Origin of the sequence: Maribacter sp. BPC-D8 (genome assembly GCF_035207705.1) — a bacterium.
Taxonomy (GTDB): Bacteria; Bacteroidota; Bacteroidia; order Flavobacteriales; family Flavobacteriaceae; genus Maribacter.
Map to the genome: position 1 here is coordinate 11,899 of NZ_CP128187.1, position 14,738 is coordinate 26,636.

A 14,738-nucleotide genomic window follows, 5' to 3' on the forward strand; every position below is an offset into this window, starting at 1 on the left:
TTTTCAAATTTTAACGGGAAGTTGGGGAAACCTAATTTCTTGGCTATTTTGAGTATTTTTTCATGAATGATAGAATCATAATATCATCATGATTTTTTAAGATATAGGAAATATGAACTGCTGTTATTTGGAATTTGGCAATCGATAGAATTAAATTCAATAACTAGATTGAAGTTGTTAATTATTAAAAGGGAATTAGTGCAACTTAAATTTTACTGCCAATAGATTAGTTAGCAGTTTTTAGGAATGTTTACGATTTCAGTTATTAGAAAAAGTAGTTATTTCAAGTTTATTTGTCGCAAACCTTCGTAGATAGTAATGGCAACAGCATTGGCTAGGTTTAAACTTCTAATGTGTTCGCTATACAATGGGATTTTGGAAGTATTTTCGGTGTTTTGCTGTAATAATTCTTTTGGTAAGCCAATAGATTCTTTTCCGAAAACGAGAAACATATCATCTTCAAAATCCATTTCCCAATGATTTTTGGTAGCAGTAGCAGAAAAGAATATCATTTTTTGATTCTTATGCTGCTCAAAAAAATCATCAACATTCTCGTACATAATAACATTGAGGTGCTGCCAGTAATCTAGTCCCGCTCTTTTTAAACGTTTATCAGTAAGTTCAAATCCGAATGGTTTTACCAAGTGCAACGTGGATCCGGTACCAAGGGCTAGTCTGCCGATGTTACCTGTGTTATTTGGTATTTCTGGTTCTATGAGTACAATATTAAGGCTCATTATTTTTTGAAGGATTGTAAGTATAAATGTTCAACTTTTTCTCGAGCCCAAGGAGTTCTACGTAAAAATTTTAAGCTTGATTTTATAGAGGGATTACTTTTAAAGCAATTAATATCAACTTGACCAGCCAAATCTTCCCAAGAATACTTTTCTGTAAGTTCTTCAAGTATTGTTGCTAGCTTAATACCATGAAGCGGATTATTAGGTTGAGAATCTGAACTCATGTTTTTATTAAAATTTTATAGACTTACAATTATTTCTGAAATGCGATGTACATTGATAGCCCAGGTACTTCAATACTGTCTTTCAATAAATGCAGCCCTTGAAAGTCAAAGGTACTACCAGAAACAGCTTTTTGCCAAACTCCATCAATTTTATAATTTAATTTTTCGTTTGATGCGTTATAAATCACTAAAATGTTTTTCCAATTATCATCGTTTGCATTACCTTCTAGTGTAAAGGAAACAAGACTATTATTAGTATTTTGGAATTTTAAATGTTCTCTTACTTGATTGGAGGTAGCCATATAAAAAGCTGGATGCTCTTTTCTCAGCTTTATTAGATTTTTATAGTAGTCGAATACTTCTTTGTTATCATTCTTCCAATTCCAGTTTATTTGGTTAATGCTATCTGGTAGGTTGTAAGAATTATGTTCTCCGTTTTTAGTACGAAGCATTTCTGATCCAGCATGAAGAAATGGGGTTCCTTGTGAGGTCAGTACAATGGCATTCGCCAATTTATCCATGGCAATTAATTCTTCAAATGTTGCGTCTGGTCTTGAAATTTTAAGTTTGTCAAATAAGGTATGATTATCGTGGCAAGAAACATAGTTGATAGATTGCCATGGTTCTAAAGTCCAAGGAGCATCAGAATAATTTACGTTTTCGTATTCAATTTGAGGATGTTGAATAGCGCCTACAACCCCGAATTTAATAGATTCCTCTGAATTCTTAGCGCCACTAACAAAACCTAAACTTTCATCTTCAAAAACTGAACCTTTTAATCCGTCACGTAAATCATCACTAAAAGCTGCAAATTTTGGAAGTTGCTGCATATGTTTTTTAAGAGCTCGTTTTTCTTCCGGTAGCGGAGAATCTGAAGCAGTCCATCCTTCCCCATATAAAAGTGCATCAGGATTTATTTCTAAAACAGCTTCGCCAATTTTATTCATGGTTTCAATGTCATGAATACCCATGAGGTCGAACCGGAATCCGTCAATATGATATTCTTTCGTCCAATGTAAGATAGATTCTATGATGAATTTCCGCATCATAGCACGCTCTGATGCCGTTTCGTTTCCACAGGCAGCAGCATCTGAATAAGAACCATCTTCCCAATGGCGATAGTAGTACCCAGGTACTTCTTGATTAAAATTAGATTCTTCTGTTTTGCCAGTGTGGTTATATGCGACATCTAAAATAACTCCAATACCATTATCATGAAAAGTCTTTACCATTTGCTTAAACTCTTTAATGCGCACTTCGGCATTAAAGGGATCGGTAGAAAAAGAACCTTCAGGAGCATTATAGTTGTTAGGGTCGTAACCCCAATTAAATTGTGGAGTGTCTAAATTGGTTTCGTCAATAGCGTAGTGGTCTAAAGTGGGTAAAAGATGCACATGGGTAATACCCAATTCTTTTAAATGATCAATACCTGTAGCAACTCCAGTTGGACCTTTAGTATCAGCTTCTACTAACCCTAAATATGTACCAGGCAGTGATGAGCCAGACTGCGAATGAATTGTCATGTCGCGAACATGTAATTCATAAATTATAGCTTCATTATAGGTGCTAAGAGTTGGGGAAGTGTCTTTCTGCCAACCATTCGGGTTGGTAGTTTCCATATCTAAGACCATGGCTCTATTGCCATTTACACCTACAGCTTTTGCATAAATTCCTGGAGTTTCATCTAGCCACGAATCATTAATTTTAACTTGATAGGTGTAATAGATGCCATTTAAATCACCATCTACTTTTGTTTGCCAAATACCTTGATGCTCTTTTGTCAGGTTGTAGTATGAAAAGACAGTAGCGTCATGTCCGTCTTTATAGAGTCTTAAAAATACTTCTTCAGCATTTGGAGACCAAAGTTTGAAGAGCGTAGCATCTTCGGTATATTGTATCCAAAGGTTTTCGTTTATAGGGATAGGGTATTTATTGAAATCAGTAATAGTCTTTTTGGTATTACAAGAGTTGAACAGTGCGAAACTCATTAGAATTAGTACTGTATGTTTCATTAGGCTAATGTTGATACTCTAAGATAAGGAAAGATTTTTTAGAGTATGTATCAGTAAACAGATACTTAGCTTCTTAAATTACGGTAGAAACTATTATAAATGAAAAAACTCCGGTAATCAGCCGGAGTTTATTCATCAATCAAAAAACGAACAGTCATGATAAACTGTTGTTACCGTTAAAATTACAACTAATATGCCAATATTGCCAATTTAAGGAATATTTAACGTGTAATTTTTATAGCTTGAACGCTTTGAGTTTTAACCCAAATACGTTTTTAATATTTTACTTCTAGAAGTATGCTTTAAACGTCTAATCGCTTTTTCTTTAATTTGACGAACTCTTTCTCTTGTTAGATCAAAAGTTTCGCCAATTTCTTCTAAGGTCATAGAATGCTGATTAGCAAGACCAAAGTATAAGCGAATAACATCTGCCTCACGAGGCGTTAATGTTTCTAATGCACGCTCAATTTCTGTACGTAAAGACTCGTGTAATAATTCTCTATCTGGGTTTGGAGATTCGCCACTACGAAGTACATCATAAAGGTTAGAATCTTCACCGTCGATAAGAGGCGCATCCATAGATACGTGTCTACCTGAGTTTTTCAATGATTGTTTTACGTCATCAACAGTCATATCCAATTCTTTAGCAATTTCTTCAGGAGAAGGCATTCTTTCATGCGCTTGCTCTAAGAAAGCAAAAGTCTTGTTGATTTTGTTGATAGAACCAATTTTGTTCAATGGCAAACGAACGATACGAGATTGTTCTGCCAAAGCTTGTAATATAGATTGACGGATCCACCATACGGCGTAGGAGATAAATTTAAATCCCCGCGTTTCGTCAAAACGCTGTGCAGCTTTGATAAGACCAAGGTTTCCCTCGTTAATCAAATCTGGTAAAGTAAGACCTTGGTTTTGGTACTGCTTAGCAACTGAAACCACGAATCTGAGGTTGGCTTTCGTAAGTTCTTCAAGTGCACGCTGGTCGCCTGCCTTAATACGTTGTGCCAATTCTACTTCTTCATCAGCGGTGATCAAGTCAACTTTTCCAATTTCTTGTAAGTACTTGTCCAAAGATGCGGTCTCTCTATTGGTGACCTGTTTTGTAATCTTAAGCTGTCTCATTAAAATAAATTAAGTTCAATTTGCATAGACTGCATATACTTATACGTAAAAATCTTCCGAATGTTACAATTGGAGGCAAAAAACTTCATAAATCTGTTGAAATGCATAAAAAAAGCCCCAACATATATGTCGGGGCTTACTTTATAAACTTACAAGAGTATTAATCTCTTCTTGGTTTTCTATCGCGATCACGACTACGATCGTTTCCACGACGGTCATCTCTACGCTTGTCATCACGTGGTGGTCTTTCAACAAAACCTTCTGGTTTTGGTAAAAGCGCTTTACGAGAAACTTTCTCTTTACGTGTACGTTTGTCTAGGCCGAAATACTTAACATCGAATACATCACCCATGTTTACAACATCAGATACATTTTCTGTACGTTCCCAAGCTAATTCACTTACGTGTAATAATACTTCGTTACCAGGTGCATCCATATATTCTACAACAGCACCAAAATCAAGCATTTTAATAACTTTTACTTCGTAAACGCTATCAACTTCAGGCTTAAATAATATAGAGTCTATTTTTGCCATAACAGCATCAATACCCTTATTACCAACACCTAAAATTTCTACAATACCTTCTTCAGTAACAGGATCCTCATTTATAACGATAGTCGTTTCAGTTTCCTTTTGCATCTCTTGAATTACTTTTCCACCAGGACCAATTAAAGCACCAATGAATTCGTTAGGAACTCTACGAGTAACCATTGTAGGTGCATGATCTTTAACGCTTTCAGCAGGAGCAGAAATTGTTTCAGTAATTTTACCTAAGATATGTAAGCGACCTTCACGGGCCTGTTTTAAAGCATTAACAAGAATTTCATAAGACAATCCTTTTACTTTAATATCCATTTGGCAAGCAGTAATACCATCTGCAGTACCAGTTACTTTAAAATCCATATCTCCTAAATGATCTTCATCACCTAAAATATCAGATAATACAGCGTATTTTCCAGATTCTGCATCAGAAATTAATCCCATTGCAATACCAGAAACTGGTTTCTTCATTTTTACACCAGCATCCATCATAGCCATTGTACCAGCACAAACTGTTGCCATTGAAGAAGAACCGTTAGATTCTAAAACTTCAGATACTACACGAACTGTATAAGGGCAGTCTGCAGGGATCATACCTTTTAATGCACGTTGAGCTAAGTTACCGTGACCAACTTCTCTACGAGATGTTCCACGAATAGGTCTTGCCTCACCTGTACAAAAAGGAGGGAAGTTATAATGTAAATAGAAATTCTCTTCGCCTTCGTAAGATGGCATATCTATTTTGTTTGCATCTCTAGACGTACCTAAAGTTACTGTAGCCAAAGCTTGAGTTTCTCCACGAGTAAAGATTGCAGAACCATGAGTAGAAGGTAGATAATCAACCTCACACCAAATTGGTCTAATTTCATCAGTCTTACGACCGTCTAAACGTAAACCTTCGTTTAGTGTTAAATCACGTACTGCTGATTTTTCAGCTTGTCTGTAATATCCACCAACAAGATGTCCAAATTCTTCCATTTCTTCCTCAGTAAAAGATGCCTTAACTTCTTCTTTTACTTCAGCAAATGCCTTACTACGTTCTGCTTTAGAAGTTCCCTTCTTTGCAATAGCATAACATTTATCGTAAGATAAATCGTGTATTCTTTTTTCTAAATCTTCGTTAACTTCAGCAGTTTCATATTCACGTACTTCTTTTTTACCAAAAGCTTCAGCTAAACGTAATTGTGCAGCAATTTGCACTTTAATAGCTTCGTGAGCAAACTTGATAGCATCAGCCATTTCCTCTTCAGAAATCTCATCCATTTCACCCTCAACCATCATTACAGAATCAGCTGAAGCTCCAATCATCATCTCTAAATCAGATTCTGCTAATTGAGCACGTGTAGGGTTAATAATAAATTCGCCATTAATACGACCAACTCTAGCTTCAGAGATAGCACATTCAAATGGAAAATCTGATAATTGAATAGCAGCAGAAGCAGCTAATCCAGCCATAGCTTCAGGCATAACATCATCATCATGAGACATTAACTGAATCATCACTTGCGTTTCAGCTTGATAATCTTTTGGGAATAACGGACGTAAAACACGATCCACTAAACGCATTGTTAATACTTCACCGTCACTAGGTCTTGCTTCTCTTTTAAAGAAACCACCTGGATAACGTCCTGCAGCAGCAAATTTTTCACGATAATCTACTGTTAATGGTAGAAAACCAAGATTTTTTTGTTCGTAATTGGAAACAACTGTACATAATAACATACATTTTCCTGATTGAACAACAACAGAACCATGCGCCTGTTTTGCTAATTTTCCGGTTTCAATAGAAATCTCTCTACCGTCCCCTAGGTCAATAACCTCTCTAAAAACTTTTGGAATCATAAAATTTGATTAAAATCTGCGCAATGCAGATTTGTTAAACAATGGTCTTTCCGACTGAAATTCTCTGGTCGGAGATGTTGTGTTGTGTTGTTGTGTTGACCAATGAAAAACCGTGTGTAGCTTTTTGTTCGCCTTTGCCAATATGTTTGGCTTAACCTCCCAAGGCAGGAGTATTAAAAAAGGGGATAGCTAGCTATCCCCTTTTGCAATATTATTTTCTAATACCTAGCTCTTTAATTAGCTCTCTGTATTTTACAATATCATTTTTAATCATGTAATCAAGAAGACTTCTTCTTTTACCTACTAGTTTCACAAGTGAACGCTCAGTGTTGTAGTCTTTATGATTTCTTTTCAAGTGACCGGTCAAGTGATTGATTCGGTGTGTGAATAAAGCGATTTGTCCTTCTGTAGAACCAGTGTTATCTGCTTTACCGCCGTGTTTCTTGAAAATTTCGGCTTTTACTTCTTTTGTTAAATACATTCCAATATTAATTTAAATGATTTTTATGTACATGATTGATTTTCAATCAGGGCGCAAAGGTATGATTTTTTTTGAAATGTTTAATTTATATTCTGATAATTTACATCAAAAAGCACAACCATTTGGTAATGGTGCTACTTTTTCTAAACCTTCAGCAAAATCAGAGCTTAATTCAGCGGCAGAAAATCCATTGACTATTGAACCTTTTTGTACAGCAGATGCATAACCTGTAGTATTCATATGAACACGAATATAAATTTCGTCGTCATTTTCAAGCGGAATATTTGAACCTGATCTTGTAAATGGTTGTTCGTCTACATGACTATGAGTTAGAATTCTTCTATAAATGAGATTTCCTTCTAAATCTATAATTTCCCACCAATCTGCATGTTGATCACAACCCGTATCAGGACTAGAGACTGTAGTGGCAAATGTAAACGCATTTGTCTCTCCTGTTATGCTTATCTCGGTAACTTGTGCATTAAAATCAAAAATGCTCGTCGAATCTGATTCATCGACGAGCACTTCTTCTTTATCTGTAGAACAGCATAAAAACCAAAATGATAGTATGGTACATACTAAAGTTTTCAAGCAGTTGCTTTTTCTGATCTCACAGCATTATTTTGAATAAGGTCTATATAAAGGTTAACTTTTTTCTTTAAATCTTTTCTGTGCGAAATGAAATCTAGAAATCCGTGTTCCAATAAAAACTCAGATGATTGAAAACCTTCAGGTAAATCTTTACCAGTAGTATCCTTTACAATTCTTGGACCAGCAAAACCTATCAATGCACCTGGCTCTGCAATATTAATATCGCCAAGCATTGCATATGATGCAGTCGTACCACCAGTTGTTGGATCGGTACATAAAGAAATATATGGTAAGCCAGCTTCAGACAGTTGTGCAAGTTTAGCAGATGTTTTTGCTAATTGCATTAGCGAAAGTGCTGCCTCCATCATACGAGCTCCACCAGATTTAGAAATCATCATAAATGGTGTTTTCTTTTTAATAGCGTAGTCAATACCACGAGCAATTTTCTCACCAACGACACTACCCATAGAACCACCGATGAATTTAAAATCCATACAACAGATTACGATATCTTTACCGAATGACTTTCCGTATCCTGTTCTTACAGCATCTTTAAGTCCGGTTTTTTTCTGTGCCGCTTTTAAACGTTCGCTATATTTCTTGGTATCCTCAAATTTCAAAGGATCTTTAGAAGTAAGATTAGCATCAAGTTCTCTAAACTTATTGTCATCGAACAAAATTTCAAAATACTCCTTACTACCGATTCTTACATGGTAATCATCTTCAGGACTTACATAAAAGTTTTTAGCAAGATCGTCTGACTCAACTATTTTACCAGTTGGCGATTTATACCACAAGCCTTTAGGTGTGTCTTTCTTTTCTTCGGTAGAGGTTTGTATACCTTTTTCTTTTCTTTTAAACCAAGCCGTCATATCATCCATTTTTTGGTTATCCTATACTGTTAAAGAGTATTTACGTTGTTTAAGTCTTCAAAGGCTTTTTTCAAACGCTCTATGAAAGCAGTTTCTCCTTTTCTCAACCAAACTCTTGGGTCGTAAAATTTCTTATTAGGCTCATCTGCACCTTTAGGGTTACCTATTTGTGCTTGTAAGTAGTCTTTGTTATCTTGAACATAGTCACGAACACCTGCTAAAAAAGCATATTGTAAATCTGTGTCAATATTCATTTTAATAACACCGTAGCTAATACCTTCTCTAATTTCTTCAACCGTAGATCCAGATCCACCGTGAAATACGAAATCGATATGGTTATGCTCAACACCATATTTTTCAGAAATATACTCTTGAGAGTTTTTAAGAATTTTCGGAGTCAATTTTACGTTACCCGGCTTATAAACACCATGTACGTTACCGAACGCAGCAGCGATAGTGAATTTTGGGCTTACTTTAGAAAGTTCTTCGTAAGCATATGCTACTTCTTCTGGTTGTGTGTATAATTTAGAATCATCTACATCAGAATTGTCAACACCATCTTCTTCACCACCAGTTATACCTAGTTCGATTTCTAGCGTCATGTTCATTTTGCTCATGCGCTCTAAGTACCCTTTGCAGATTTCGATGTTCTCTTCTAAAGGCTCTTCAGAAAGATCGATCATATGTGAACTGAACAAAGATTTACCAGTTTCAGCGAAATGTTTTTCACTAGCATCTAGAAGACCGTCGATCCAAGGCAATAATTTTTTTGCACAATGATCTGTATGAAGAATAACTGTAGCACCGTAAGCTTCTGCTAATTGGTGAACATGTTTTGCACCAGCAACTGCACCTAAAATAGCTGCTTTTTGCCCATCATTAGAAAGACCCTTACCAGCATTAAACTGAGCACCGCCATTAGAAAATTGAATGATAACAGGAGCGTTTAAGCTTGCTGCTGTCTCTAAAACACCATTAATAGTATCTGAACCAATAACGTTTACCGCAGGTAATGCAAATCCTTTTTCTTTTGCGTAGTTGAAAATTGCTTGAACTTCGTCTCCGGTTGCAACTCCCGGTTTGATATTGTGAGCCATAATTATGTTGTTGTTTGTTTCTAAAAAAAAATGAAAAACAAAAGTAATAAAACAATTATATTTAAAAGGGATAGTTGATGCCTATTTGCAATACGGAATTCGCAAAATTATAATCTCTAAACCAACGTTTAGACTGAATCTCAGCCGGATTATAGGTTTTGAAGCCCAGATCTAATCGAAATAGAAAATAGGTGAAATCGTAGCGCAGACCAACACCTGTTCCTAATGCAATATCTTTTAAAGAGCCTAATCCGTCAAAAGTAGCGTCAGGGTCTTCTACATTGTCAAGAACATTCCAAATGTTACCCGCATCTGCAAAAATAGCTCCGTTGATATCACCTGCAATAGGAAATCTATATTCTAGATTTAAAGCCAATTTTAAGTTTGCTTCATTAAAATCGTTTACTGCAGAAACACTTCCGGGTCCTAAAGAATAAGGAAACCATGCGCGGTTGTCATTTGAGCCACCACCAAAATAACTTCGAACAAAGGGAATGTTGTCAGAATTACCATAGGGTATGGCAATACCGAAAAATGCTCTTGCCGCTAACACGTTAGAGCGAGATAGGTCCCAATATTTTACATATTCAAATTCATTCTTTATATACTGAGAAAATGGTACACCAAAAACTAAAAGTTGGTCGTCATCATTTTTGTTGAACGGAATAATTGATGAAAAAGCAGAAAGTACATTACCCGCGCCTTCAATTTTCCATCGAAATTGATAAAATGAATTATCTATAGGTCCGGTTCTGTTGGTTTTGTTGAAAGTATAGTTAGAAGCAAAAATCAGATTATTCTCAGTTAGCCTTATTCTTCTTTCTTCAATAGAGTTGACATCATCAAAATCATCTGTTGTAGCGCTCACCTCGCTATTTATAATAGCATCTGTAAAGCCTGTTGTACCTGACGGAATTATTAAATTTAATTCATCGTCACTATCTCCGGTTTCAAAATATTCTGCTAATTCTGGGTATAAGGTGGCGTCTTCGTAAGAGTCTGCAATATCATCTAGTAGTTCATAGGTGTTTGTGTATACATTATAAAATCTATTACTATTGACATTTCTAACAAATTGAATGTTTAGTAATTCAACATCATGATTTACGAAATCACTTGGTACCCAGTTGTAACCTAAAACAGTATTAAATGTTTGTTTGTCCAGACCGATATTGTTCTGAAAATTGGTTCCGATGGCAATTCTTGTTTTAGGTAGTGTATAATTAGGTATAATTCTAGAAGTGTTAACAAACGGAAACCATATTCTAGGAAAGTCTAATGTAATGTCACCGCCAAATTCTGAAAAGTAATTGGCTTCAAAAGTATTGCTGCTTAAAAGTCCGTAAGATCCATTTGCAGAAATACTTAAGTTTTCTGCACCTTTAAAAATGTTTCTTATAAGTAGGGTAGTGCCCAGACCAACGCCTAAACGACGCAGGTTAGAGCGACTAACTTCGAAATTGGTACCAAGAGAATATTTTGTTTTTGGAGCAAGGTAAATATTAGTGTTTACTTTGTTGCCTACGGAATCGGCTTCAAAAATGATATTCGGATATTTAAATACATTAAGTGCATTTAACTGCCTAGAGGTTCTGATTTTATCTACATCTCTATAAATACTGTCTTTTTTGAAAAAGATGGCGTTAGCCAAGGTTTTTGGCTTAATGTCAAAATTCTTTGAATAGTGAATAGTATAGTCTTGGTAATCAATAGTGTAAAGTGAGTCTTGAGAGTTAGTTGATAGGTAGTCAGTGTAAATATTTATTTTATTGATCTTTTCTACCTTGTAAGCAGAAGTAGTTACTTCGTTTTCTCCCCTAGTTTTTAAATCACCAATATTTAGGGTAATATTCATTTGCTGATCGTCTTCAGCTTTAATAGTATCTCTTAAAATATCGAAGGTAATAGAGCTTTCTTGAAAATTACGAATACCACTGTTTCTAAAAATTCCTGTCAATCGTTCGCGTTCACCATTGAAATTGCTGAGGTCGAATTGTTGCCCTTCTTTTATTAATGATTGTGCAGAATTTAAAAAGTACAATGAATCAATTGCCGTTGATGATATATTGTTGCCAAGTGAATCAATCATATACGGGTCACCAAGTTCAATATGGTAGTTTACTTTGGCTTTTTTACGTTTGGCACTATCAATTTCGTACGAGGTGTTATTAGTAAAATAGCCTTTACTTTGGTAGTAGGCACTAAGTTTAGCTAAGCTTAAACGGGTTTTTGTGGTATCTAAAACCGTAGGTGCTTCGCCAATATCTTTAAGCCAATTGCTAAGACCTTTTACCAAAAATGATTCGCCTAAGCGCTCTACTTGTTTTTCTGAAAGTAGCTTGTCAAGTCTTTTTTTTCTGTTCTCTTTTCTATATAACCAAGCATTGTAAGATGAGTCAGTATTCTCTTTTGCTAAGTTGTATAAATTAAGTCTTAAGGGATAGCCTAATACTGTAGAATTTGATTTTTGATAGATAAGGCTTTCTAATTCTTCGTTATGTATTTTGATAGAATCGGCGTAAATGGCGTTTTTAATCACCAAGTACTCGTCGTCCTCAACTTTTTTTAACGAGTTGCAGGATAGCAAGACTATTGCCAGTAGTGATAATAAGCTTAATTTAGCCATGTTGTTTTTGGAGCAAAGTGCCATCCTCATAGAAATCAAAAATACATTATTTGAATGGTTGTCAAAAGTGAATTGAAACTTATCAAAAGTCTACAGCAAAAAAAGTGCCGAAATGAGCATGGACTATTTGTTGTGGAAGGTAAAAAGACGGTGGAGGAAGTAGTGAGTTCCGACATGAAAGTGTACAAGCTGTTTGCAGTAGAGCCTAGCGCATTAGATGTAAGCGATGTGCAGGTAAATGCAATATCAAATAAAGAATTAGGTCAAGTAAGTAGTCTGAAGAACCCTAATGGATATCTTGGAGTATTTTATATGCCTGAACAAATAGAAAATATTTTATCTGATTGGATTTTGGTATTAGATGGTATTCAAGATCCAGGTAATTTAGGAACCATTATTAGACTTTGCGATTGGTTTGGTATTAATGATATTGTTTGTTCTGCTACTACTGTAGATTGCTATAACGCTAAAGTATTGCAAGCTACAATGGGTTCTATTACCAGAGTGAACATTCAGTATACCGACCTTGAGGTATTTTTGTCATCAACAAAATTGCCTGTATATGGTACTTTTATGGATGGTGTAAGTGTTAATGATTCTAAATTACCAGAGAAAGGTATAATGATTATGGGTAATGAGGGGAAAGGAGTTTCTAACGCTGTTGCAGCACTATGTACCGATAGATTGGCAATACCTCAATTTGGTGAAGCAACCACAGAAAGCCTAAATGTAGCTTCTGCAACTGCAATTCTACTGCATGAAATTAGAAGATAGTTAGGTTGTGATTATTGAAAAATTTAACTTTTGCTAATTGCTAATTGCTAATTGCTAATTGCTAATTGCTAATTGCTAATTGCTAATTGCTAATTGCTAATTGCTAATTGCTAATTGCTAATTGCTAATTGCTAATTGCTAATTGCTAATTGCTAATTGCTAATTGCTAATTGCTAATTGCTAATTGCTAATTGCTAATTGCTATTCGAAAGTAAAGTTGATGAAAATTCCGCGCGTTTTTAAAGACTCGATATTTCCTGTCCAAGGGCTATTGGGGTCATTATCGGGAACTAATTCGTCGGTAATGGCAAAAATACCACGAATAGAAGGTGTGAATTTGAAGTATTCTAAGTAAAAATCAATACCGAAACCAAGTTCATAATTATTAACCCATTTTTTCATTCTAAAGGTGCCTGAACTATTGTCGTCAAGACTTTCTTCATTGCTACCTAGGTTGAGTCCGGTAGATACACCGCCTAAAAGAAATGGTTTAAAGTTTCCATATCTTCTAGTACTCGCTTTTAGTAATAAAGGGAAATTAATATAAGTTGATTTTACTTCTCTAATAGCATCTCGCTCATCTTCAAAACCAGGGAATCCCATTAATCTTGAGCCATAATGAAGTCCCGGTTCAAAACGTACATCTAAAAATTCGTTAAGTCGTATTTCACCAATTAATCCAACATTAAAACCAAAGCTTTTGCTGACCAAAATATCTTGACCGTTTTCTTTGTATTCTATTTTAAAGTCATATTGATTTAAACCAAGGAAGTAACCCCAGTTTAAGAGTTTCTTGTCTTCGTTTTGTTTGTTCAATATGGGACTTTCGTTGAATTGAGCACTTGCTATATTAACAAGCAACAACGTTAGGGGTATAAAAAACCACTTCTTCATATATCCTGGTTTACGATTGTAAAACGTCAAATATATATTGTGAGTATGCTAAAATTATTTATTAGCCTTCTTTGCAATATATATTGATGCAACCCCAAATGTTTGAGGTTTATTCGTTACATCTATAAACCCGATTTCGCGTAAAATATTGTTGAAGTTTTCGCCATGGGGAAAAACAGAAGCAGATTCACTTAAATAGCCATAGGCAGAATCATCTTTTGAGAATAATTTTCCGATTAATGGAAGTATATTTTTAGTGTAAAAACTATAACCTTGTTTGTACGGGGTTTTAGTAGGTACAGAAGTTTCTAAAACAACCAGCGTGCCATTTGGTTTTAGTACACGTAGAATTTCTGCCATACCGATATTCAGTGTTTCAAAATTTCTTACTCCGAAAGAAACTGTTACGGCGTCAAAAGAATTGTCATCGAAAGTTAGTTTCTCACTATCGCCAACTACCATTTCAATAGTACTGTTAAGTTTTTTGTCGGTCACTTTTTCTTTGCCAACAGCTAACATCCCTGGAGAAATATCTAAACCTACAATTTTTTTTGCACCTGTTTTAACAAGAGCAATAGCTAAATCTCCAGTGCCAGTAGCAATGTCGAGAATAGATTGTGGTTTTTCTTTTTTTAATATTTCAACTACTTTTTTACGCCATTTAATATCTATGCCAAATGATATTACGCGGTTTAGACCGTCATAATTTTTAGAAATAGTATCGAACATTTTAGTAACCTGTTCCTTTTTTCCCAGGTTAGAATCTTTGTATGGAGTAACTTTTTGGGGCATTTTATTGCTATTTTTTTGGCAAATATACAATATAGCTCGTGCTTTATTCCTTTTTAACGATTTAGGTTGGTTGTTGATGGTTAAAGAATTGAAAATAAAGAATAAACTAATTTAATTATGTAATTTTGCCGCA

General features: G+C 35.1%; 13 protein-coding genes. 1 reads left to right on the forward strand and 12 read right to left on the reverse strand.

The annotated features are described in order from the left end of the window. Nucleotides 1-278: 278 nt before the first annotated feature. The 10 genes from QSV08_RS00050 to QSV08_RS00095 form a co-directional block, all read right to left on the reverse strand. Nucleotides 279-737 carry a tRNA (cytidine(34)-2'-O)-methyltransferase gene (locus tag QSV08_RS00050; protein ID WP_324025608.1) on the reverse strand — a complete coding sequence of 153 codons (459 nt, stop codon included), beginning with the start codon at nt 735-737 and terminating at the stop codon, nt 279-281. Next, nucleotides 737-961, reverse strand: a complete 225-nt coding sequence (locus tag QSV08_RS00055) for a VF530 family DNA-binding protein (protein ID WP_073247394.1) — start codon at nt 959-961, stop codon at nt 737-739. Before QSV08_RS00055 ends, QSV08_RS00050 begins: the two co-directional genes overlap by 1 nt. A 29-nt stretch (nt 962-990) precedes the next feature. Beyond that, nucleotides 991-2,973, reverse strand: coding sequence for a type I pullulanase (gene pulA, locus QSV08_RS00060; RefSeq protein WP_324025609.1), 1,983 nt, complete (start codon nt 2,971-2,973; stop codon nt 991-993). A 258-nt stretch (nt 2,974-3,231) separates the two neighbouring features. Then, on the reverse strand, nt 3,232-4,095 hold the full coding sequence (locus QSV08_RS00065; protein ID WP_299326462.1) for a sigma-70 family RNA polymerase sigma factor: 864 nt from the start codon (nt 4,093-4,095) through the stop codon (nt 3,232-3,234). Between the two features lie 160 nt (nt 4,096-4,255). Beyond that, on the reverse strand, nt 4,256-6,478 hold the full coding sequence (locus QSV08_RS00070; RefSeq protein ID WP_324025610.1) for a polyribonucleotide nucleotidyltransferase: 2,223 nt from the start codon (nt 6,476-6,478) through the stop codon (nt 4,256-4,258). 211 nt (nt 6,479-6,689) lie between these two features. Then, nucleotides 6,690-6,959 carry a 30S ribosomal protein S15 gene (rpsO, locus tag QSV08_RS00075; RefSeq protein ID WP_324025611.1) on the reverse strand — a complete coding sequence of 90 codons (270 nt, stop codon included), beginning with the start codon at nt 6,957-6,959 and terminating at the stop codon, nt 6,690-6,692. Between the two features lie 105 nt (nt 6,960-7,064). Next, nucleotides 7,065-7,550 (reverse strand): hypothetical protein, encoded by a 486-nt coding sequence (locus QSV08_RS00080; protein ID WP_324025612.1) that lies wholly within the window; start codon nt 7,548-7,550, stop codon nt 7,065-7,067. Further along, a complete protein-coding gene (gene accD, locus QSV08_RS00085; protein WP_324028334.1) occupies nt 7,547-8,422 on the reverse strand; it encodes an acetyl-CoA carboxylase, carboxyltransferase subunit beta in 876 nt (291 codons plus the stop codon). The genes QSV08_RS00080 and accD overlap by 4 nt, the downstream gene beginning before the upstream one ends. Before the next feature lie 29 nt (nt 8,423-8,451). Further along, nucleotides 8,452-9,519, reverse strand: a complete 1,068-nt coding sequence (gene fbaA / locus QSV08_RS00090) for a class II fructose-bisphosphate aldolase (protein ID WP_282076246.1) — start codon at nt 9,517-9,519, stop codon at nt 8,452-8,454. A gap of 61 nt (nt 9,520-9,580) precedes the next feature. After that, nucleotides 9,581-12,145 (reverse strand): BamA/TamA family outer membrane protein, encoded by a 2,565-nt coding sequence (locus QSV08_RS00095; protein ID WP_324025613.1) that lies wholly within the window; start codon nt 12,143-12,145, stop codon nt 9,581-9,583. Between the two features lie 54 nt (nt 12,146-12,199). Between QSV08_RS00095 and QSV08_RS00100 the strand changes: the two genes are divergently transcribed. Further along, nucleotides 12,200-12,919, forward strand: coding sequence for a TrmH family RNA methyltransferase (locus tag QSV08_RS00100; protein ID WP_324025614.1), 720 nt, complete (start codon nt 12,200-12,202; stop codon nt 12,917-12,919). Nucleotides 12,920-13,120: 201 nt separating this feature from the next. On the opposite strand, the gene QSV08_RS00105 is transcribed toward QSV08_RS00100, so the two are convergent. After that, nucleotides 13,121-13,813, reverse strand: coding sequence for a porin family protein (locus QSV08_RS00105; protein WP_324025615.1), 693 nt, complete (start codon nt 13,811-13,813; stop codon nt 13,121-13,123). A 54-nt stretch (nt 13,814-13,867) separates the two neighbouring features. Then, complete coding sequence (gene ubiE / locus QSV08_RS00110) at nt 13,868-14,605, reverse strand: bifunctional demethylmenaquinone methyltransferase/2-methoxy-6-polyprenyl-1,4-benzoquinol methylase UbiE (RefSeq protein ID WP_324025616.1); 738 nt, start codon at nt 14,603-14,605, stop codon at nt 13,868-13,870. Nucleotides 14,606-14,738: the final 133 nt, after the last annotated feature.

Coding starts and splice junctions, on each gene's coding strand:
- QSV08_RS00050 (WP_324025608.1), bottom strand. CDS start 737: ATGAGCCTTAATATTGTACTCATAGAACCAGAAATACCAAATAACACA.
- QSV08_RS00055 (WP_073247394.1), bottom strand. CDS start 961: ATGAGTTCAGATTCTCAACCTAATAATCCGCTTCATGGTATTAAGCTA.
- pulA (WP_324025609.1), bottom strand. CDS start 2,973: ATGAAACATACAGTACTAATTCTAATGAGTTTCGCACTGTTCAACTCT.
- QSV08_RS00065 (WP_299326462.1), bottom strand. CDS start 4,095: ATGAGACAGCTTAAGATTACAAAACAGGTCACCAATAGAGAGACCGCA.
- QSV08_RS00070 (WP_324025610.1), bottom strand. CDS start 6,478: ATGATTCCAAAAGTTTTTAGAGAGGTTATTGACCTAGGGGACGGTAGA.
- rpsO (WP_324025611.1), bottom strand. CDS start 6,959: ATGTATTTAACAAAAGAAGTAAAAGCCGAAATTTTCAAGAAACACGGC.
- accD (WP_324028334.1), bottom strand. CDS start 8,422: ATGACGGCTTGGTTTAAAAGAAAAGAAAAAGGTATACAAACCTCTACC.
- fbaA (WP_282076246.1), bottom strand. CDS start 9,519: ATGGCTCACAATATCAAACCGGGAGTTGCAACCGGAGACGAAGTTCAA.
- QSV08_RS00095 (WP_324025613.1), bottom strand. CDS start 12,145: ATGGCTAAATTAAGCTTATTATCACTACTGGCAATAGTCTTGCTATCC.
- QSV08_RS00100 (WP_324025614.1), top strand. CDS start 12,200: ATGGTTGTCAAAAGTGAATTGAAACTTATCAAAAGTCTACAGCAAAAA.
- QSV08_RS00105 (WP_324025615.1), bottom strand. CDS start 13,813: ATGAAGAAGTGGTTTTTTATACCCCTAACGTTGTTGCTTGTTAATATA.
- ubiE (WP_324025616.1), bottom strand. CDS start 14,605: ATGCCCCAAAAAGTTACTCCATACAAAGATTCTAACCTGGGAAAAAAG.